This is a genomic window from Nocardia sp. NRRL WC-3656, assembly GCF_000720265.1.
GTDB lineage: Bacteria > Actinomycetota > Actinomycetes > Mycobacteriales > Mycobacteriaceae > Nocardia > Nocardia nova.
This window is the reverse complement of record NZ_JOJF01000001.1, coordinates 292,997-311,277: the sequence shown is the minus strand read 5'-3', so window position 1 is coordinate 311,277 and position 18,281 is coordinate 292,997. Positions and strand designations below refer to the sequence as shown.

17 protein-coding genes are annotated in these 18,281 nt (G+C 68.1%); 7 read left to right on the top strand and 10 right to left on the bottom strand.

Translation table 11 applies throughout. The features are described 5' to 3' along the window. Nucleotides 1–55: 55 nt before the first annotated feature. Nucleotides 56–559 carry a tetratricopeptide repeat protein gene (locus tag IG65_RS0101485; RefSeq protein ID WP_231509003.1) on the bottom strand — a complete coding sequence of 168 codons (504 nt, stop codon included), beginning with the start codon at nt 557–559 and terminating at the stop codon, nt 56–58. Next, nucleotides 451–1,563 carry a tetratricopeptide repeat protein gene (locus IG65_RS38855; RefSeq protein WP_051755112.1) on the bottom strand — a complete coding sequence of 371 codons (1,113 nt, stop codon included), beginning with the start codon at nt 1,561–1,563 and terminating at the stop codon, nt 451–453. The genes IG65_RS0101485 and IG65_RS38855 overlap by 109 nt, the downstream gene beginning before the upstream one ends. A gap of 241 nt (nt 1,564–1,804) precedes the next feature. Here IG65_RS38855 and IG65_RS0101475 point away from each other — a divergent pair, with 241 nt between their 5' ends. Further along, on the top strand, nt 1,805–2,575 hold the full coding sequence (locus IG65_RS0101475; protein WP_030512966.1) for an SDR family NAD(P)-dependent oxidoreductase: 771 nt from the start codon (nt 1,805–1,807) through the stop codon (nt 2,573–2,575). Nucleotides 2,576–2,592: 17 nt separating this feature from the next. Next, entirely contained in the window at nt 2,593–3,429 is an 837-nt protein-coding gene (locus IG65_RS0101470; protein ID WP_030512965.1) for an enoyl-CoA hydratase/isomerase family protein, read from the top strand. 8 nt (nt 3,430–3,437) lie between these two features. Here IG65_RS0101470 and IG65_RS0101465 read toward each other — a convergent pair whose 3' ends face one another. Further along, entirely contained in the window at nt 3,438–4,184 is a 747-nt protein-coding gene (locus IG65_RS0101465) for an SDR family oxidoreductase (RefSeq protein ID WP_030512964.1), read from the bottom strand. A gap of 161 nt (nt 4,185–4,345) precedes the next feature. On the opposite strand from IG65_RS0101465, the gene IG65_RS0101460 reads away from it, so the two are divergent. Next, nucleotides 4,346–4,903 (top strand): TetR/AcrR family transcriptional regulator, encoded by a 558-nt coding sequence (locus IG65_RS0101460; protein WP_030512963.1) that lies wholly within the window; start codon nt 4,346–4,348, stop codon nt 4,901–4,903. Here IG65_RS0101460 and IG65_RS0101455 read toward each other — a convergent pair. The 4 genes from IG65_RS0101455 to IG65_RS0101440 form a co-directional block, all read right to left on the bottom strand. Beyond that, the gene (locus tag IG65_RS0101455) at nt 4,900–5,871 is read right to left on the bottom strand and encodes an acyl-CoA thioesterase (protein ID WP_081879218.1); all 972 of its coding nucleotides are present in this window, start codon (nt 5,869–5,871) and stop codon (nt 4,900–4,902) included. The genes IG65_RS0101460 and IG65_RS0101455 overlap by 4 nt on opposite strands. A gap of 247 nt (nt 5,872–6,118) precedes the next feature. Beyond that, entirely contained in the window at nt 6,119–7,480 is a 1,362-nt protein-coding gene (locus IG65_RS0101450) for a DUF2252 domain-containing protein (RefSeq protein WP_030512961.1), read from the bottom strand. Nucleotides 7,481–7,607: 127 nt separating this feature from the next. Beyond that, nucleotides 7,608–8,411 carry a hypothetical protein gene (locus IG65_RS0101445; RefSeq protein ID WP_030512960.1) on the bottom strand — a complete coding sequence of 268 codons (804 nt, stop codon included), beginning with the start codon at nt 8,409–8,411 and terminating at the stop codon, nt 7,608–7,610. A 17-nt stretch (nt 8,412–8,428) separates the two neighbouring features. Continuing rightward, nucleotides 8,429–8,965, bottom strand: coding sequence for a lipoprotein LpqH (locus IG65_RS0101440; RefSeq protein ID WP_030512959.1), 537 nt, complete (start codon nt 8,963–8,965; stop codon nt 8,429–8,431). A 154-nt stretch (nt 8,966–9,119) separates the two neighbouring features. Between IG65_RS0101440 and IG65_RS0101435 the strand changes: the two genes are divergently transcribed. Genes IG65_RS0101435 through IG65_RS0101420 form a run of 4 tightly spaced genes read left to right on the top strand, consistent with a single transcriptional unit; the run spans nt 9,120 to nt 14,312 of the window. Next, nucleotides 9,120–10,517 carry a hypothetical protein gene (locus IG65_RS0101435; RefSeq protein ID WP_030512958.1) on the top strand — a complete coding sequence of 466 codons (1,398 nt, stop codon included), beginning with the start codon at nt 9,120–9,122 and terminating at the stop codon, nt 10,515–10,517. Then, nucleotides 10,517–11,524, top strand: coding sequence for a hypothetical protein (locus IG65_RS0101430; protein ID WP_051755110.1), 1,008 nt, complete (start codon nt 10,517–10,519; stop codon nt 11,522–11,524). Before IG65_RS0101435 ends, IG65_RS0101430 begins: the two co-directional genes overlap by 1 nt. Then, complete coding sequence (locus IG65_RS0101425; protein ID WP_030512956.1) at nt 11,524–13,044, top strand: lipopolysaccharide assembly protein LapB; 1,521 nt, start codon at nt 11,524–11,526, stop codon at nt 13,042–13,044. The genes IG65_RS0101430 and IG65_RS0101425 overlap by 1 nt, the downstream gene beginning before the upstream one ends. After that, nucleotides 13,041–14,312: a CHAT domain-containing protein gene (locus tag IG65_RS0101420; RefSeq protein WP_030512955.1), complete on the top strand. Its 1,272-nt coding sequence runs from the start codon at nt 13,041–13,043 to the stop codon at nt 14,310–14,312. Before IG65_RS0101425 ends, IG65_RS0101420 begins: the two co-directional genes overlap by 4 nt. A 104-nt stretch (nt 14,313–14,416) precedes the next feature. Here the strand turns inward: IG65_RS0101420 and ilvC are convergent, their stop codons facing one another. Genes ilvC through IG65_RS0101405 form a run of 3 tightly spaced genes read right to left on the bottom strand, consistent with a single transcriptional unit; the run spans nt 14,417 to nt 17,933 of the window. Next, complete coding sequence (gene ilvC / locus IG65_RS0101415; RefSeq protein WP_030512954.1) at nt 14,417–15,418, bottom strand: ketol-acid reductoisomerase; 1,002 nt, start codon at nt 15,416–15,418, stop codon at nt 14,417–14,419. Between the two features lie 50 nt (nt 15,419–15,468). Next, nucleotides 15,469–15,972 (bottom strand): acetolactate synthase small subunit, encoded by a 504-nt coding sequence (gene ilvN, locus IG65_RS0101410; RefSeq protein WP_030512953.1) that lies wholly within the window; start codon nt 15,970–15,972, stop codon nt 15,469–15,471. Continuing rightward, entirely contained in the window at nt 15,969–17,933 is a 1,965-nt protein-coding gene (locus tag IG65_RS0101405) for an acetolactate synthase large subunit (RefSeq protein WP_030512952.1), read from the bottom strand. The genes ilvN and IG65_RS0101405 overlap by 4 nt, the downstream gene beginning before the upstream one ends. Nucleotides 17,934–18,281: the final 348 nt, after the last annotated feature.

The window sequence follows — 18,281 nt, the reverse complement described above, 5'->3', positions numbered from 1 at the left end:
GGCGGCCGCTCCGGACTGCTGTTCGGATCAGGGATGCCGAGAGGAACGGGACTCGTCACCGCATGGGAGTAGCGCCGGGCTCGCCCGCGGCGGCGGCTCTGCGCCTCCAGGTTTCGGCGGCGTCGACACGGCCGGCCATCGCGAGTAGGTAGGCCAGACCGGACATTGCGCCGGGGTGGCCGGCGTCGGCCGCTCTGCGCCACCATGTTTCGGCCTCGTCGGTTCGTCCTCGCTGTTCGAGGATGCCGCCGAGGAGAAACATCGCTCTGGGATGACCGGACTCGGCGGCGCTGCGGTACCACGTTTCGGCTTCCGTCATACGGCCCGTCCTCTCCATCGCTACCGCCAAGTTGCACATGGCGACGGGACGTCCCGCCTCGGCGGCTTTGCGGTACCACCACTCGCCCTCCTCGGACCGGCCCGATTCCATCAGCAGTGCGCCCAGGTTGGTCATCGCAACGGCTTCACCCGCCTCGGCGGCTTTGCGGTACCACGACTCGGCCTCCCCCACTTCGCCGAAAGCTTCGAGTAACAAGCCCAGGTTGAACATCGCGGCCACGTTCCCAGCATCAGCGGCCTTTCGATACCAGGTCTCGGCCTCCTGTTGCCTACCCGCCTGCCGCATGTGCAGGCCAGGTTGAACATCGCGGCCGGATGCCCGGCTTCGCCGGCCCGCCGATACCAGGTTTCGGCGTCCGCCGACCTGCCCGCCTCCTCCGACGTGATCGCCAGGTTGAACATCGTCTTGGGATGCCCGGCGGCGGCGGCCCTGCGCCACCAGGCTTCTGCCTCTTCGGTCCGGCCCGAGTCATCCGCGAGCACGCCCAGGTTGAACATCGCAGTGGCATGGCCGGCGTCGGCAGCGCGGCGGGTCCACAGCTCGGCCGGCTCGGACTTGCCGGCGTCTTCCAGAAGCAACCCCAGGTTGAACATCGCGTTGGGCTCGCCGGTGTCGGCAGCTCGGCGGTACCAGGCCTCGCCTTCCTCTACCCGTCCCCGCTTTTCCAGCAGAACGCCCAGCGTGGTCATCGCGCCGGTGTGTCCGGCGTCGGCTGCCTTGCGGAACCACTCCTCGGCACATTCCGGACGTTCCGCCTCCAGGAGTAGGGCAAGATTGTTCATCGCCGTCACGTGGCCGAGGTCTGCGGCGCGGCGGTACAGGGCTTCGGCCTCCTGTGTACGCCCCGCGTCTTCAGCGGCGACGGCCCCGCCGAACAGGGCAGCGGCATCGGATCCTGTCGGCTTCTCCGCTCCGGCAGGCGCTGCGCCCGGAAGCTCCAGTGGCGCCGCGTCCACCCTGTGCAGCGCGCGCAGAACGCGCAGGGCCGCTGCCTCCAACGCACGATCATCCGCCGCGCCGGCGTCGTCGAGATCCTCGGCCAGCGACGCCTTCTTGGCTTCGGAATGCGGCTTCCGCTCCAGGGCCGAAACGTCGACGTCCGGATACCTATCGATGATCAGCCGCTTCAAATCGTTGTACGAGTCCGTGACCTGTTGTGCCACAACATATTCAGAGCTTCCCGACGCTATCGCCGAGGCCACGAGCGTAATCACGAAGTTCATGTCGAGTCCTCCCGCCTCTCCCCACGATCAGTATTGCGGAGCCCACCGACAACTCCGCGGGAGCGAGTCGCCCGACGTCGGTCTGCCGACGGTGCACGGAACCTCGGACGGGCGACAGGGGCGAGGACCCGCGCGGCGAGCCCCGCCGTTCGGAACACGCCGCGCGACTCGCCTGATAGAACTGACTGCGACCGTCGTCAGTTCTGCTCGGCAGAGCGACACCAGCAGAGAGGCTCATCCCGTGGACCGCGACTCATTCCAGAAACTCTTCGACCTCAGCGGGCGGACCGCGATCGTCACCGGCGGTACTCGGGGTATCGGGCTCGCGCTGGCCGAGGGGTTGGCTTGTGCGGGGGCGAATGTCGTTGTCGCCAGTCGGAAGCCGGAGGCTTGTGAGAAGGCGGTGGAGCGGTTGCGGGAGTTGGGGGCCGAGGCTATCGGGGTGCCGACTCATCTGGGAGAGGTCGAGGGGGTGCAGGCGTTGGTCGCGCAGACGGTGGAGAGGTTCGGCGGGGTCGACATCGTGATCAACAATGCCGCGAATGCGCTGGCTCAGCCGTTGGCGGTGATGCAGAAGGCGGCGGTGGACAAGTCGTTCGCGGTGAATGTGCAGGGGCCGTTGTTCCTGGTGCAGGCCGCACTGCCGTATCTGCGGGAAAGCGAACATGCGGCGGTGTTGAACTTCGCGTCGATCGGGGCGTTCGGGTTCTCCGGCGGGCTGGCGATGTACTCGGCGGGGAAGGCGGCGTTGCTGTCGTTCACTCGCTCGATGGCCGCCGAATTCGCCGCCGACGGGATTCGGGTGAACGCCATCGCGCCGGGTGCGGTGGATACCGATATGGTCCGCAACAATCCGCAGGAAGTGGTGGACGCGATGGCCGCGGCGCCGTTGCTGCGGCGGCTCGGTGAGCCGGACGAGCTGGTCGGGCCCGCGCTGCTGTTGTGTTCGGACGCAGGCAGTTTCATCACGGGACAGACATTCGTCATCGACGGTGGCACCGTTCCGCGCTGAACGCGAAGGAGGCAGGTATGGCCGCGCTGAATATCGAATACCGGCCGTCGGGCGTCGTGGTGTTGACCATCGACCGGCCGCACCGGCGCAATGCGCTGGACAACCAGACCGTCGCCGAATTGCATCGGGTGCTCGACGAGGTGAACGGGAAGCCGGAGGTGCGGGCGCTGGTGATCACCGGTGCGGGAGGCGGGTTCTCCTCCGGAGCGGATCTGAAGTCGAAGCCGGAGGATTTCACGGCCACCGATGCGAGTCCGACCGCGGCGCTGCTGGGTGCGGCGCAGTCGCCGGTCGCGCAGATCTACGCGAGCCAGGAGTTGATGGCCTCGGCGTTCGAGAAGATCCACCGGCTGCGGCAGCCGGTGATCGCGGCGGTGAACGGGGCCGCGGTCGGTGGTGGGTTCGCGCTCGCGCTGGCCTGCGATATCCGGTACGCGAGTCGTAGTGCCCGCTTCGGCGCGGTGTTCATCCGACACGGGATCTCGGCCTGCGATATGGGCACCAGCTATCACCTGCCGCGATTGGTGGGCGCGTCACGGTCGGCCGAATTGCTGCTCACCGGAAGGGTTTTCGACGCCGAGGAGGCCGAGCGGATCGGGCTGGTACTCGAGGTCGTCGACGAGGACGAACTACTGGGCCGGGCGATCGCCAAGGCGGAGGAGATCGCCGCCCATTCCCCGCTCGCGGTGTGGATGACCAAGGAGACGATGTGGCAGACGGTGGATGCGCCGAGTCTGCGCCACGCCCTCGACATCGAGAACCGGACTCAGGTGATGTGCAGCGCCACCGGAGAACTCGCGGAATCGTTCGGAGCGTTTCGCGAGGGGACCGAGTTCGCTTGGGGGCCGCTGTGATCGCGTAGCTAACTCTGCGCGGTCGGGCGGACGATCACTTCCCCCACATCCACATCGGCGGGCTGTTCGATCGCGAACGCCACCGCACGCGCGATCGCGGCTGGTGGCTGCGCGATTGCCTGAATCCGGGCGGCGTACTCGTCGTCGATCGAACCCGAACGCACTCCTTCGGTATTCGTCATGCCCGGCGACACGACTGTGACGCGCAGGCCGGGACCGGCCTCCTGCCGCAACGCCTCCGACAGCACGCGGACCGCGGTCTTCGTCGCCGCGTATACGCCCTGCGTGGGAACGATCCGATGCGCCGAGGTCGACGCCATGTGCACGAAATGCCCCGCCCCCTGCGCACGGAACACGGGCAGGGCCGCACCGATCCCATTGAGCACTCCGGTCAGATTCGTGGCGACCATGTCGTCCCAGTCGTCCTGTCGCAGCTCGTCGAATTTGGAGATCGCCATGCTGCCGGCATTCGAGACGAGTACGTCGAGGCTCCCGTACCGCTGTTGCGCCTCCGCGACGAGCCGCGCGAGATCCTCCCTGCGACGCACATCCACACCGAGGCCGAATGCCATTCCGCCTCTCGCCTGGATGCGCGCGACCACTTCGGCGAGGCGGTCCTGGCGTCGCGCACCGAGCACGACGGCCGCGCCCCGTTCGGCCAAGTACTCGGCGATCGCCGCACCGATCCCACTGCTCGCTCCCGTGATCGCGACAATCTTGCCCTGGATGCCGCCGCCGGCGTGCGGTTCCGTCATGTGACCTCCCGGTACGATAAAACGGACAATTGTCCGGAACTGTCCTCAAATGTAACGGACAACTGTCCGTTTTGCAATCGATATAGGGTGCTACCGAAACAGACGGAGCGGTGATGACGAAGGCGAGTCGACCAGAACAGGCGGCACACAACGCATCTCCCGTGCGCGCGGCGCGGTCGGGACGCCGGGACGCCGAACGCAACCGCGCACTGATCATCGAGGCCGCGCGAGCGGCGCTCGATGCCGACGGCGACGCTTCGATGCACGCGATCGCGAAGGCCGCAGGCGTCGGGCAAGGCACGCTGTATCGGCATTTTCCCACCCGCGAAGCGCTCGTCATGACCGTGCACAGAAACGACGTCCGAGAACTCGTCGACGCCGCTCCACAGCTTCTCGACGATCACCCGCCCGCAGTTGCCCTGCGCCTCTGGTTCGACCGGCTCGCGCGATACGGCCGCATCAAGCACGGCCTCGCCGGCGCGCTCCACACCGCGATGCACGCCGAACTCGCCGACGAAGGTTACGGACCGGTCGTCGCCGCGATCAGGTCGCTGCTCGACGCAGGCGTGCGTAACGGTTCGCTGCGCCCCGACGTCACGCCCGACGAGGTATTGCTCATGGTCGGGTTCCTGTGGCGGATCGATCTCGACGACATGTGGGAGGACCGCACCCGACGCATGCTCGACATCGTGATGGACGGCCTCCGGACGCCGTCCTAGTTCGGCGCGATCCGGAAATGGTTGGGCTCGGCGTCTTCCGGAACGGCGTCTGCGGGCGTGAAATCCTCGACCAGCGAACGCAACCCGATCAGGTGACGGGCGTGGGCGTCCAGGGCGACGTCCTCGTCGGAGGCCGGAATCCACTGCCGGATCGAGCGCGCTTTGGCATCCGGGTCCAGGGCCACGACCACGGCCAGTCCGTGGGCCGCCAGTTCCGGTTCGCCGGAATGCGGATCGGTGGAGGTGACGTGCACGCTGATGTGCATGCTGCGGGGTCCGGTGTGGATCAGCCGGGCCGTCGCCTCGACGGCGTGGCCGATGACGATCGGGCGGTAGAAGCGGATGCCGCCGAAGTACGAGGTGAGGACGTGCTGGCCGGCCCACTTCGCGCCGCAGACGTAGGCCGCTTCGTCGATCCACTGCATGGTGCGGCCGCCGTGGACCTTGCCGCCCCAGTTGATGTCGGAGGGGGCGGCGAGGAAGCGCAGGGTCGCGCTGGGCGCTGTCCCTTCGGCGGTGTAGCGCTGGGCGGCCATCGCGGCTTCGATTTCCTTACGGACGGCGATCCTGACCTTCGCCTGCCGGTGCCGACGCAGTTCCAGAGCGGTCGTCGGATTCCATTGCGGCACTTCGACGGTGCGTCGCTCGTCGTCGACGGCGACGAAGATCGTCAGGCACTGGGCGCTCTGGACCGGCTTCACGCGGGTCGGGTCGGTCGAATAGACGGTGACCAGGATGTGCATGCTGGTGCGGCCGGTATGGACCAGGTTGGCGTGCAGTTCGACCAACTCGCCGACCTCGATGGGACGGTCGAGGTGGATATTGCCGACGTAGGCGGTGACGCAGTAGTGACCGCTCCACCGGGCAGCGCCCGCGTAGGCGACCTTGTCGATCCATTCGAGAAGCTTGCCGCCGTCCACCGTGCCGACGATGCCGGCGTCGGTCGGCTTGACCAGGAAGCGGTGGATGACCTCGGCGCGAGATCCGGTCGAGTGGGCGGCGGGCGCGGTAGCGGTGAGTGTGTCGGGCACAGCGACAATTCCGTTCGGGGGACGTGCGGTCGATTCGCTGACACCGTTGTCCTGGAGCACAGTAGAGGCCGCATGCCATACGGGCGAGTAACCGACTTCCCAGGCGAAACACGCCCCGACTGCGTACGTCCGCCGCGCCGAGACCCGAACCACCCTCGATCAACGGAGCCGGGCGCGCGCAGTCTCAATATGGGTTCGCCGCTGCTTGCACCCGTCCGGAGTCGATGGCGCGCAACAGTTCTCGATGGTCGGCGGCGGTCTGGTCGGCATAGGTGAGGGCGAATTCGCCCATCGCCTTATCGAAGCTCTCTCCCCCGCCGAGATAGTCGGCGATCGCGATGCGGTCGCCGGATCTGGCGTGGGCCCGGGCGAGGGTGTAGCCGCACAGGGCGCTGTAGTCGCGCAGGCCCGTTCGGGTCATGTTCTCGATATCGGCGCTGCCTTTCATATCCCGCAACTGCCGAACGTAGAAGTAGCGGCCGCCGGGGCCGGTGGTCCAGCCGAGGAAGATATCGCTCGCGGTCTGCAACAGACGCTGGCCGTGGACCACCCGGTGACCTTCCTGGTGGAACGGGCTGGGCGCCAGATATGGTGCCAGCACGGATGACTCCGCTTCTTTGACCTGGAGAAAAAGCGGTCCACCGGTATCGCGGTCGACCAGCAGCAGCACGTAGCAGCGGGTCCCGACGCTGCCGACTCCGACCACCTTGCGCGCGAAATCCACGATGCGATAGCGGTTGACCAGCACGCGGCGTTCCTCGGGCAGCGTCCGGCAGTACGCGGCGAAGACCTTGTCGACGGCGCCGGCCTCGGGCGGGTCGAGGGCCACCAGCAGCGGCGGCTGGAATCGGATACGGGGCTCACCGCCGGGACCGGGCTCGGTCAGTTTGCGCAACGCCTGCAAGCTGGTGCGTTTGCGAGCGGCATCGAGAGATTTCGTTACGTCTTTGCGCTGCTTGGGGTTTCGTACCAAATCGGTCAAGGTGTCGGCCTCGACCCGTTCGTACCACACCTCGAGCGAATCGAGACCGGCCAGGCGGCGCATGCACTGCCGGTAGGCCGATGCGGCGGTGCGCGCGAGTTCGCGGGCGTCGCCGTCCTCGTAGCCGTTGGCACGGGCGGCCACGGCGATGCTGGCGACCAAGCGCTTCACATCCCATTCGAACGGCCCCGGCAGGGTTTCGTCGAAATCGTTGAGGTCGAACACCAGTGATCTTTCTGGTGACGCGAAGACCCCGAAGTTGGACAGGTGCGCGTCACCGCAGAGCTGGACGGTCAGACCGGTGTCGCGGGTGGTGGCCAGGTCGGCCGCCATGATCGCGGGAGCGCCGCGCAGGAACGGGAACTCGCCGGCCGCCATGCGCGCATAGCGGATCGGGACGAGGTCCGGAAGCCGGGTTTCCGCCTGCCGCTGCAGAATCGCGACGGGATCGCGATCCGGTGCCGGATGGAATTCGGCGAGCGACGAGCGAGGGACGTCGGCTCGTACCGCACGTCCCACGGAGAGGGATTCGCTGGGAACCGGGCCGGCCACCGTATTCGTCATCCACCAAGTTTTGCCCCGGAACGCGTTTGTGGCAACCATCTGGCGACCACCGTGATCCGCTTGCCGCCGACACGACCGTGCCGCCCTCCGCAGCACTGGTTCTGCGAAGGGCGGCACACCGCGCGGGTCATGCGTTGAGCGGAATGGCGATGACGACCTCCTGCTCGTTCTCCGGCAGGTAGTGCACCTGCACGATCCGCCCTACCTGCACATTCGAGACGCTCGCCGGCGGAAGGAACTTCTCCGCGTGGGTGCTGAACGTGCTGCCGTCCGGGCGGGTGACCGCGAGGCCGAGGTCGATTTTCGCGTAACCGTTGCGGATTTCGCCGGGCACCGACAGCGACTGCACGACCGCCTGCGCGGCGACGCCGCGGCCGGCGATGTCGAGCTTGGCCCGCGTGGTCACGCCCTTGCGGATCAGCGATTCGTTCATCGCCTGCTGCGCCGAGGCGCTGTCGCCGGATCGGTCGACTTCCACCTTGTCGGTCCGTCCGGGCAGATAGCGCACCGGAAGCACGACGCCGGGGCGCAGCAGGGCCAGTTCGGCGAAGGGCACGATCATCTTGGCGGTCGAGTCGAAGATCTCGCCCCGGGCGCCCTCGACGCTGAACTCGATGCGCAGCTGCGGCTGATCGTTCACGCTCACCCCCGTCTCGCGAACCGACTTGACGGTTCCCAGTCCGAGCAGGCCATCGCGGAACTCCGCGCTGTTGCGGCCGGTGAGCGCCGACAGCACGCCTTCGCCGGTGAACACGAAGACCATCACCACCGTGGTGAACGCGATGATCGGCAGTGCCAGAAAACCGTTGAGCCAAGCGGCGAAACCCGGTTCCCACGGACTGTCGGCTCGATAGGTGAGCCCGTGCCAGAGGTAGACGCCGACCGCGAAGACCTCGAATGCGACGGCCCCGGCTCGTGCTGTGGTGCGCATGACGATTCCTCTCCTGCTCAGCCGTTGACGATGGTGGGGCAGGCGAAGGTGAGCTCGAACTTCGCGGTGGCGGGGCCGGCCATCGGGTTGGTCATATCCGGGGCGGCGACGCCCTCACCGGTGATCTTGTAGGTCTTGCCGTCCTTGCTGACGGTGGCCGAGCCGCCGGGCTGGCCGTTGCCGAAGCCGACGGCATACGGCATACCGGAGGCGCCGCCCTTGCTGCCGCCGATGGCGACGGCCTGCACGGTGTCGCCGCCCGCGGTCAGGGTGGCGCTGACGGTCAGCCGGCCGTAGGTGGAGTTGGCGGCATCGTTCAGTGCCAGTGCGAGGGTTCCGGCGTGCTGGGCGCAGGTGGTGTCGAAGTTCGCGCTCAGCGCCTTGCCGTCGACGAGGGCCGCCGACTTGCCGCCCGAGGGGGCCTGGGTCGCGGGCGCCGCGGTGGTCGATGCCGGGGCGGCGGTGCCGGAGTCGTCGCCGCAGGCGCCGAGGGCCAGGGTGAGACCGGCGGCGGCGAGGGTGGCGGCGGCGATCCGGATCTGCTTGGTACGCATGGTGTTCGTTCCTTCGTTCTCGGTGAGTCCGGCCCTGTGATCGGGCCGTTGTTCACAAAGTAGGAACGGTTCGCCGCCTACCGATCCCAGGTTTCGGGCCCGGGCAGCGGCAGCGGCGGTCGGTTAATCTGACCGAATGCGACGACCGCGCGCCATGGTGCTCGACGGGGTGTGGCGCGGTATCGAGGGCGTCGAGGCGCTCAGCGGCGCCCAGGGCGCACCGTTGCGCCGCACCGTGAAACTGATCCTCGACCCGCTGGTGATCCGGCCTGTCCAGCACCCCGCCTGCGCCGGGCCGATACTCACCGCGGACGGCGCCACGCTGCTCGCCGCCCGCGTCCATGCCGCCGCCGATGTCCTGCGCGCGACCGCGGCCTGGTTCACCCTCCTCAAGCAGGTCCGACGGGCATTGCGCATCACCGACGGCAATCCGCAGGACCTGTACTTCCAGCGCTGTTTCGAACTGGCGACGGTGTCCGGGGCACCGGATCCGGTACGCGACCGGCCCACCGCCACAGCCACATTGCACGACATCCATCACCTCACGGCCGGGCGCACCACGCAGGCGTTGAAGGACCATCTCACCGATCGGTCCACGGCCGGCGAACTCGCGGCGCTGATCGATACCGCGTGGCGCCGGCGACCGCATTCCGCGCCCGCGATCGCCGACCACACCACCGCCCTCGCCGCACTACTCGATTCGTGCGCCACCGCCCGAGCCGACGATGCCGCCCGGGAACTGCGCACCCTGATCACGGAGCGAGCAGGGACGCACACCGGAATTGCACTGTGGCACAATGATTCCGAAGACTCGGCACAGGAGCTGGGCCTGACCGTGCACCGCCTGCCGGTCGCCCCCGCGCTCGGCACCGGGGCATCGACCGCGACACTGGCGCTGCCGTTCGACCGCACCATCTACGAACGTGTCTTCACGGTGTTGCAGGCCTCCACCGAGCGCTCGGACCTGCCTACGATCCCGGAACTGGTGACCGAGGAGATCGCCCGGAGTTGCGCGCCGTGGGCGTTGCTCGACGAATCACTCCGGGTGACAGCCGCGGCGGGAGTGGCACTGGCACGGGGGCTCGCGCCTGTCACCGGAACCGGTGGGTCGCCCGATAGCGAGCCGGTGGCCTCGAGCGGCGGCGACATGGAGACGAAAGATTCTGCACGCCAAGGCATTTCTGTCCTGCGCGGCAGCACCGCCGCGCATCGGGCGATCAACGGGAGGTGGCGGCGCGAGGCGTATGTACTGCAGGCACGCCGCCTCGCCGTGCACGACACCGGGGAGCCGTCCGATCCGCTCGCCGTGATCGCGGCCGAGCTTCGCCGTCCCTGGCGTTCGTATCTGCGGCGGCTGTGGGTTCGCCTGCACGGCCGCGATGTTCGCGGCGCATCCATGTCACCGACCGCGCCGGAGACAGCCGAGCTGTGGGATCTGCTCGACGGGGTCGCACGCTCGGTCATCCTCGATCACCGAGCCCGGGTGCGGAAGGCACTGACCGCCAATTCCTTTGCAAACATGGATGATTCGCTGGAATCGAGGGCGGGATGATGCCCGAGAACGTATTCCTGCACAGTGACGACGAGGTCGTCGTCATCTCACCGGCCGGTGCTCCCACCGTCCACGACGCGATGCCCGGACTCGATACGCTGGTTCTCGAGGTGATCGGCGGTCAAATGTCGTGGGGTTTGCTGTCCGAGCAGACAGTTCCGGCGGCGGTGCTGCACGATCCGGATGCCGCACAGGAGTGGCTGTGGGCAGTGTACGGCGAACCGGTGGCACTCGCTGTCGCCGACGGCCGGTCGGAAGAGCTGCTCGCGACGCCCGCCCGTCCCGAATTGGCCGAGGCCGCACGGCAACTCGGCTATGCGCACTGGGCCGCGCACTGGTGGCCCGCCTCCACCATCGACGGCATCCCCGCACTCGATTCCGAGGTGCTCGGCGGGGACATCGAGTCTCTCACCGAAGTCTGCGAATCGATCGTCGACGGGGCCGACGCACAACCGTCGCCGGTGGCTCCCCCGTTCGATACGACTGCGGCGCGCCTGCAGGACTATGCCTTGGCGGCCGGTCCCGCCGGTCCCGGGCGCACCGGATTGGTGTTGGCCACCGGCACCTCGGGCTGGGATTGGCGCCGGTGTCCCCCCGGCGTGCTGGATGCCTCGGAATTCGCCGTCTCGTGGCGTCTGACCAGAGAGTCCGGCAGCACGTCGGTCGAAGTGCGCGCGGCGGCGGCGCCGGACCTCGATGTCGCTCTGCCCGGGCATCTGTGGCCCCGGGCTCGCGTGGTGACCACCGCCGCGCCGACAGAGTTCGGGCTGCAGCCGAACGGTGATACCTGGGTCGGTGGGGCGCCCATCGACGCGGACAATGTTGTGCGCGTGGATATCTACGTGCCCGGCGTCGGGCCTGCCATCGGCGCGGCGGACAGTGGGTACGGCCCGGCACAGCGGCAGCGGCTCAGGGAATTCGTCGTGGCGCGATTGCGCTCGCCCGATCGGTCCGGGCTGCTGCTCGAGGCCGAGCGCGTGGCCGCCGCATCGGATACGGACTTCTGATGGCCGACACTCCCCCGCCCGGCCTCGAACTGCTCCACGAGGGCGCCGCAGCCTACGCCCGCGGCGAGGTTACCGAGGCCCTGCGAATATTCGAGCACGCCGCACACATCACCACCGGCGGCGTCCGGGTCAGCGCTCTGGTCAATGCGGCGAGTATGCGCGACGAACTCGGCGACCACGCGGGCGCCATCACCGGATTCCGCGCCGCGCTCACCGAAATCCCCGGCGACGCGACGGAAAAGCGCGCATCCACGCTCGTCAACTATTCGCAGGCACTGCAGCACGTGGGTGATCTCGACGCCGCGCACACGGCGTTGGAACAGGCGCGCGACCTCCTCACCGGCCACCGTGAACTGTCGACGTTGCAGGTGTCGTGCATGGTCTCGCTCACCGCCGTCGCGATGCATCGCAGTCAGTGGGCGCGGGCGATCGAGCTGGCCACCGAATCACTCGAGTTCGCCACGCGCTTCGCGTCGCAGCTGCGCGGCTACCCGCTCGGCAATCTCGCGGCCGCCCACTTCGAATCCGGTCGCGGCGAGCTCGGGCTCGACTTCGCCCACCAGTCCCTCGCCGCATTCGAGGCGGCCGGCGACGGGAACGCGGCGGCCGAATCCCGGCAGACGCTCGCGATGATGTACGCCCGGCTGGGCCGCCCCGACGACGCCGAGCCGCATCTTCGTGCCGCCCAGCAGTATGTCGAACGGGCCGGCCTCGGCTACCGCGCCGGACTGGGGCTGCAGCTGATGGGCTATCTCGCCGAACGGCACGGCGACCTCGACCACGTCGAACAGCTGTATCGCCGGGCGCTGACATCGTTCGAGCAATCCGGGGCCGCGCTCGAAACCGCGGGCATTCGAATCCGTTTGGCGACATTGGATTTCGCGCACGGCCGAGTCGATGAGGGACAAGCACAGCTCGCGGCCGCGTACGAGATCTACGCCGTGCGCGGGCTCGGCCTGCAGTGCGCGCGGGTCGACTACTGGCATGCCGCGCTGTGGGAATCGCTCATCGGCGATATGGTCACGCCGCCGCCCGCGGAGGTACTCGCCCTGGCTCGGGATCTGGCCGTCACCTCCGCCATCGCCATCGACGCGGTGCGCTACAGCTTCACCAACGGAACCCAGCGGGAGCGGTGGAACCGTGAGATGGCCGCGCCCGCCGTGCGACTCGCGTTCCGCTTCGCCTACCTGTGCGGTAACGGCGAGCTGATCGCCGATCTGGTCGAAACCGTATGCGCTGGAACTTCTTTCGACAGCAATACCGCCGCCGACAGCGGACCGCCGAGACTTCCGTTCGACCCGATACCGGCACCCGGCGACGCACTCGACGGTTCCGGCGCCGGTTCCCTGCAGCTGGGCTCGGCGCTGGCCCAGGTTGCCGCCGCGGCCGGGTTGCCCGTCTCGCCACCGCCACGGCTGTCGGTGTCCCCGGATGGTCACATCGCCTTGGACACCTACATCACCGCCGCCGAACACCGGTACGGCCGGACCGTCCGGGACGATCGGGTACTGGCGATATGAACGAGGCACCCGGTGCGCGACCGACGGTGATCGTGCGGATGGCCGATGCGGGCGATCTGTACATGTCCTGGCGCTGGCTCGGGGATACCGCGAGCGCGGGTGTGGCCATGCTGCCCGGCGCCGACATCGACGCCGCGGTGCGCCGGCTCGCGGCGGCGCTGCCCGATCCCGCTCGTCCCGGCGGACTCGAACAGGCGCTCACCACAGGTGCTTTCGCCGATCGCGAATCGGAATACGCACTGGCGCAGGCACTCAGCCGTGCGCTGCTTCCGCAGGCGCTCGCGATCCAACTGCACGACCTGCTCGTGCGCGGAATCCGCCCGCATATCCGGCTGCAGCCGTCACCGCGGGTCGCGCAGCTGCCGTGGGAGATCATCGCCCCCGATCCGGCCCTGCGGCTGATCGAGATCGCGGATCTCAGCCTGCTCGCACCGGCGAGCATCGTCCACGCGCCCGGCCGCACCGCGCGCCGATGGGCCGACGACCATGCGCTGCCCGTGGTCGCGGTGCTCGATCCGCGCGTGCCCGGATTCCGGGCCGATTCCGAACTCGGTTCGGTGCTCGGGCGGATGAACTCCAGCTCGCCACTCACCGAGCGGGTATCCGAATATGTTGCGCGACAGCGATTTCGACCGCTGATCGACGACCCGCTGCGCGCCTTCCGGCGCACCGATCTCGACCGGGCCGGCCTGAGCGCGCTACTGCGGAACGGGGCCGCCCGGCTGCTCTATGTCGGCCATGTCACCGCCGAACGTCCGGAATCCGGTCTGAGCGAGAACGCCGGACTGCACCTCGCCTGCACCGCCGACACCACCGGTTTCGCCCGGCCGCTGCGCACGCATCGCCCGCTGTCGGCCAAGGATCTGCTGCTGGGTACTCATACGCTCGAGCCCGAACCCGTTGCGGGACCGCAACTCTGGCCGATCCCGAGCCGAGTCGCGCTGATCGCGTGCGAGAGCGGCGGCGACCTGCGCTTCACCGAGGCACTGGGCTTGGTCGCCGCGATGATCCACGGCGGCGCCGAACTGGTCACCGCCACCCGCTGGCCGCTGCCCACCGACCTGGCATTCGAACGGTTCGCCGGCGCCACCGCGACGCCGCTGCAGGATGTCATCTGCGCGGTCGACGCCGCACACGAACAGGCCGAACCGGTTGCCGCCCTGGCGAATTGGCAGCGGGAGCGGCTCACCGCCTGGCGCGAGACCGGCGCCGTCGAGGAGTCGCCGGTGTTGTGGGCGGCAGCGGCCACCGTGGACGCCGGGAGCTAGCAGCGACCGCCGAGACAGCACCGGGAACCGGCGCGGGCGAGCGGCCCTACATACACGACGACCCGCCGGGCACACTGCCCAGCGGGTCGTTCGGGTGTGAAACCTTACGCGGTTTCGGTGATCGGCCGGTCGACCCAGCTCATCAGGTCGCGCAGCTTCTTGCCGGTGACCTCGATCGGGTGCTCGGCGTTCTGCTTGCGCAGGCTCTCGAGCTCCTTGTTGCCGCCCTCGACGTTGGCGACCAGGCGCTTGACGAAGGTGCCGTCCTGGATGTCCTTCAGGATCGCCTTCATGCGCTCCTTGGTGTCGGCGTCGATGACCCGCGGGCCCGACAGGTAGCCACCGAACTCGGCGGTGTCGGAGACCGAGTAGTTCATGCGGGCGATGCCGCCCTCGTACATCAGGTCGACGATCAGCTTCAGCTCGTGCAGCACCTCGAAGTAGGCCATCTCCGGCGCGTAGCCGGCCTCGACCATAACCTCGAAACCGGTCTTGACCAGCTCTTCGGTACCACCGCAGAGGACGGCCTGCTCACCGAACAGGTCGGTCTCGGTCTCCTCCTTGAAGGTGGTCTTGATGACGCCGGCGCGGGTGCCGCCGATGCCCTTGGCGTAGGACAGCGCCAGGACCTGACCCTCACCCTTCGGGTCCTGGTCGATGGCGATCAAGGCCGGAACGCCCTTGCCGTCGACGAACTGGCGGCGCACCAGGTGGCCGGGGCCCTTGGGGGCGACCATGCCGATGGTCACGTTGGCCGGAGGCTTGATCAGGCCGAAGTGGATGTTGAGGCCGTGGCCGAAGAACAGGGCGTCGCCGTCCTTCAGGTTCGGCTCGATGTCCTCGGTGAAGATCTTGGCCTGCGCGGTGTCGGGGGCGAGCAGCATGATGACGTCCGCCCACTCCGAGACCTCGGCGGGAGTGCCGACGGTCAGGCCGGCCTCTTCGGCCTTGGCCCGCGACTTGGAGCCTTCCTTGAGGCCGATGCGCACCTCGACGCCGGAGTCACGCAGGCTCAGCGAGTGTGCGTGGCCCTGGGAGCCGTAGCCGATCACGGCGACCTTGCGGCCCTGGATGATCGACAGGTCGGCGTCGTCGTCGTAGAACATCTCGACTGCCACTGTGGTTGTGTCCCTTCGTTGATTCTTCTGAATAAGTGTTAGCGGGTCGCGGTGATGGACTTCGGCCCGCGGCCGACGGCCACCACGCCGGACTGCACGATCTCACGGATGCCGTACGGTTCCAGCATCCGCAGCAGCGCCTCGAGCTTGGACCGGGTGCCGGTCGCCTCGATGGTCAGCGCGTCGGGCGACACGTCGATGACCTTAGCCCGGAACAGGTTGGCCGATTCGATCACCTGGGTGCGCACGCTGGCATCGGCGCGCACCTTCACCAGGATCAGCTCGCGGGCCACCGAGGCGCCGGCGTCCTGCTCCACGATCTTGATGACGTTCACCAACTTGTTGAGCTGCTTGGTCACCTGTTCCAGCGGCAGATCCTCCACGGTGACGACGATGGTCATCCGCGAGATGTCCGGAACTTCGGTGCCACCCACGGCCAGGGATTCGATATTGAATCCACGCCGGGAGAACAGACTCGCCACCCGGGCCAGCACGCCGGGTTTGTCCTCCACCAGCACGCTGAGGGTATGGGTCGTGCTCACAGGTTGGTCTCCTTCTGCGAGGCCCGTTCGTGCGCCGCCAGGGTCGCCTTGTCGTGGGACATGGCCTCATGGATGACGGCCGGCTCGGAGGCCTGCTCGTCCTCGTCGAACAGCGGGCGGATGCCGCGCGCTGCCATGATCTCGTCGTTGGAGGTGCCGGCGGCGACCATCGGCCACACCTGCGCGTCCTTGCCGACGATGAAGTCGATCACCACGGGGCGGTCGTTGATCGACTGCGCCTCGCGGATCGCGGCCTCGACGTCCTCTTCCTTCTCCACCCGGATGCCGTGGCAGCCCAGCGCTTCGGCGAGCTTCACGAAATCGGGGATGCGCAGGGTGTGGGTGCCCAGGTCGGTGTTGGAGTAGCGCTTCTCGTAGAACAGGGTCTGCCACTGCCGGACCATGCCCAGGTTGCCGTTGTTGATCAGCGCGACCTTGATCGGCACGCCCTCGACGGCACAGGTCGCGAGCTCCTGGTTGGTCATCTGGAAGCAGCCGTCACCGTCGACCGCCCACACCTCTTTGTCCGGCGCGCCCATCTTGGCGCCCATCGCCGCGGGCACGGCGTAGCCCATGGTGCCCAGACCACCGGAGTTCAGCCAGGTGCGCGGCTTCTCGTACTTGACGAACTGCGCGGCCCACATCTGGTGCTGGCCGACACCGGCGACATAGATGGCATCGGGCCCGGCCAGTCGGCCCAGGGTCTCGATGACGTACTCCGGCGACAGCGAGCCGTCGGAGGTGGGGCCGTAGCCGAGCGGGTACTGCTTGCGCACACCGTCGAGGTAGGTCCACCAGGACTCCAGGTCCAGCAGCGGCGCCTCGGCGTTGGTGAAGGCCGGATCGGACTTCAGGGTCTCGATCAGTTCGGTGATGACCTCGCGGCAGTCACCCACGATCGGCACATCCGCGTGGCGATTCTTGCCGATCTCGGCGGGGTCGATATCGGCGTGGATCACCTTCGCGTGCGGGGCGAAGGAGTCCAGCTGGCCGGTGACGCGGTCGTCGAAGCGGGCGCCCAGCGTGATCAGCAGGTCCGACTTCTGCAGGGCCGCAACGGCTCCCACGGTGCCGTGCATACCGGGCATACCCATGTTGAGGGTGTGGCTGTCGGGGAACGCGCCGCGCGCCATCAGGGTGGTGACCACCGGGATGCCGGTGAGCTCGGCCAGTTCCAGCAGCTCGGGCGAGGCATCGGCCTTGATCACGCCGCCGCCGACATAGAGCACGGGCGCCTTGGCCTCGGCGATCATCCGCGCGGCCTCACGCACCTGCTTGCCGTGCGGCTTGGTCACCGGACGGTAGCCGGGCAGCCGCATCTCCGGCGGCCAGCTGAAGGTGGTCTGCGCCTGCAGCACATCCTTCGGGATGTCGACCAGCACCGCGCCCGGACGGCCCGACGAGGCCAGGTGGAACGCCTCGGCGATGATGCGCGGAATGTCGATGGCGTCGTTGACCAGGAAGTTGTGCTTGGTGCACGCCATGGTGATGCCGGAGATGTCGGCTTCCTGGAAGGCGTCGGTACCGATCAGGCCGCGGCCGACCTGTCCGGTGATCGCCACCAGCGGCACCGAATCCATCTGCGCGTCCGCGATCGGGGTGACCAGGTTGGTCGCACCCGGACCGGATGTGGCCATACACACACCGACCTTGCCGGTGGCCTGGGCGTAACCGGTCGCAGCGTGACCGGCGCCCTGCTCGTGCCGGACCAGGACGTGGCGCACGCGGGTGGAATCGAAGAGCGGGTCGTAGACGGGGAGAATCGCACCACCCGGAATGCCGAATACCGTGTCGACGCCGAGCTCCTCGAGGGAGCGGACGACGGACTGGGCGCCGGTCACCTTCTCGGGCGGGACCTGGCGGCGGTTTCCGGCCGCGGCGGCAGCCGCGGGGGTCGGCTGGGAGGCCGAAGGCGCTGGCCTGCGGGCCGAGGGCCCGGGCCGTGCAGTTGGTGCGCTCACCGTCTTTTTCCTTACTGCTTGTCGTTCACCGCTTCGCTGTCACGCGGCGCCTGCGCGGCGCTCGAGCGACCTCCGAAGCCATGAACACAACTTGTCCGAACACAAAAAAGCCCCCGTCAGCCGATGGCTGAGCGAGGGTGGCGCGTCGCAGTTGCGAGCTGACGTAGTCGACCTCGAGTCGTCAGGCTCAGCGCTGGACGCGCCGGCCGATTACGAGAAGCTCGTTTCGATTCACGCGCTCGACGGTATGCGCGCGAGAGTCGATGAGTCAAATTACTTGACGTGCGGTGTCTCATTATGTGAGACGGGGCGGTTCGAGTGTCGCTTCACCATGATGCGAGGATGGGG

Excerpts from the sequence above, each read along its gene's own strand:
- IG65_RS38855 (WP_051755112.1), bottom strand. The coding sequence starts at position 1,563 with ATGAACTTCGTGATTACGCTCGTGGCCTCGGCGATAGCGTCGGGAAGC.
- IG65_RS0101470 (WP_030512965.1), top strand. The coding sequence starts at position 2,593 with ATGGCCGCGCTGAATATCGAATACCGGCCGTCGGGCGTCGTGGTGTTG.
- IG65_RS0101465 (WP_030512964.1), bottom strand. The coding sequence starts at position 4,184 with ATGACGGAACCGCACGCCGGCGGCGGCATCCAGGGCAAGATTGTCGCG.
- IG65_RS0101450 (WP_030512961.1), bottom strand. The coding sequence starts at position 7,480 with ATGACGAATACGGTGGCCGGCCCGGTTCCCAGCGAATCCCTCTCCGTG.
- IG65_RS0101445 (WP_030512960.1), bottom strand. The coding sequence starts at position 8,411 with ATGCGCACCACAGCACGAGCCGGGGCCGTCGCATTCGAGGTCTTCGCG.
- IG65_RS0101440 (WP_030512959.1), bottom strand. The coding sequence starts at position 8,965 with ATGCGTACCAAGCAGATCCGGATCGCCGCCGCCACCCTCGCCGCCGCC.
- IG65_RS0101435 (WP_030512958.1), top strand. The coding sequence starts at position 9,120 with ATGGTGCTCGACGGGGTGTGGCGCGGTATCGAGGGCGTCGAGGCGCTC.
- IG65_RS0101430 (WP_051755110.1), top strand. The coding sequence starts at position 10,517 with ATGCCCGAGAACGTATTCCTGCACAGTGACGACGAGGTCGTCGTCATC.
- IG65_RS0101425 (WP_030512956.1), top strand. The coding sequence starts at position 11,524 with ATGGCCGACACTCCCCCGCCCGGCCTCGAACTGCTCCACGAGGGCGCC.
- IG65_RS0101420 (WP_030512955.1), top strand. The coding sequence starts at position 13,041 with ATGAACGAGGCACCCGGTGCGCGACCGACGGTGATCGTGCGGATGGCC.
- ilvC (WP_030512954.1), bottom strand. The coding sequence starts at position 15,418 with ATGTTCTACGACGACGACGCCGACCTGTCGATCATCCAGGGCCGCAAG.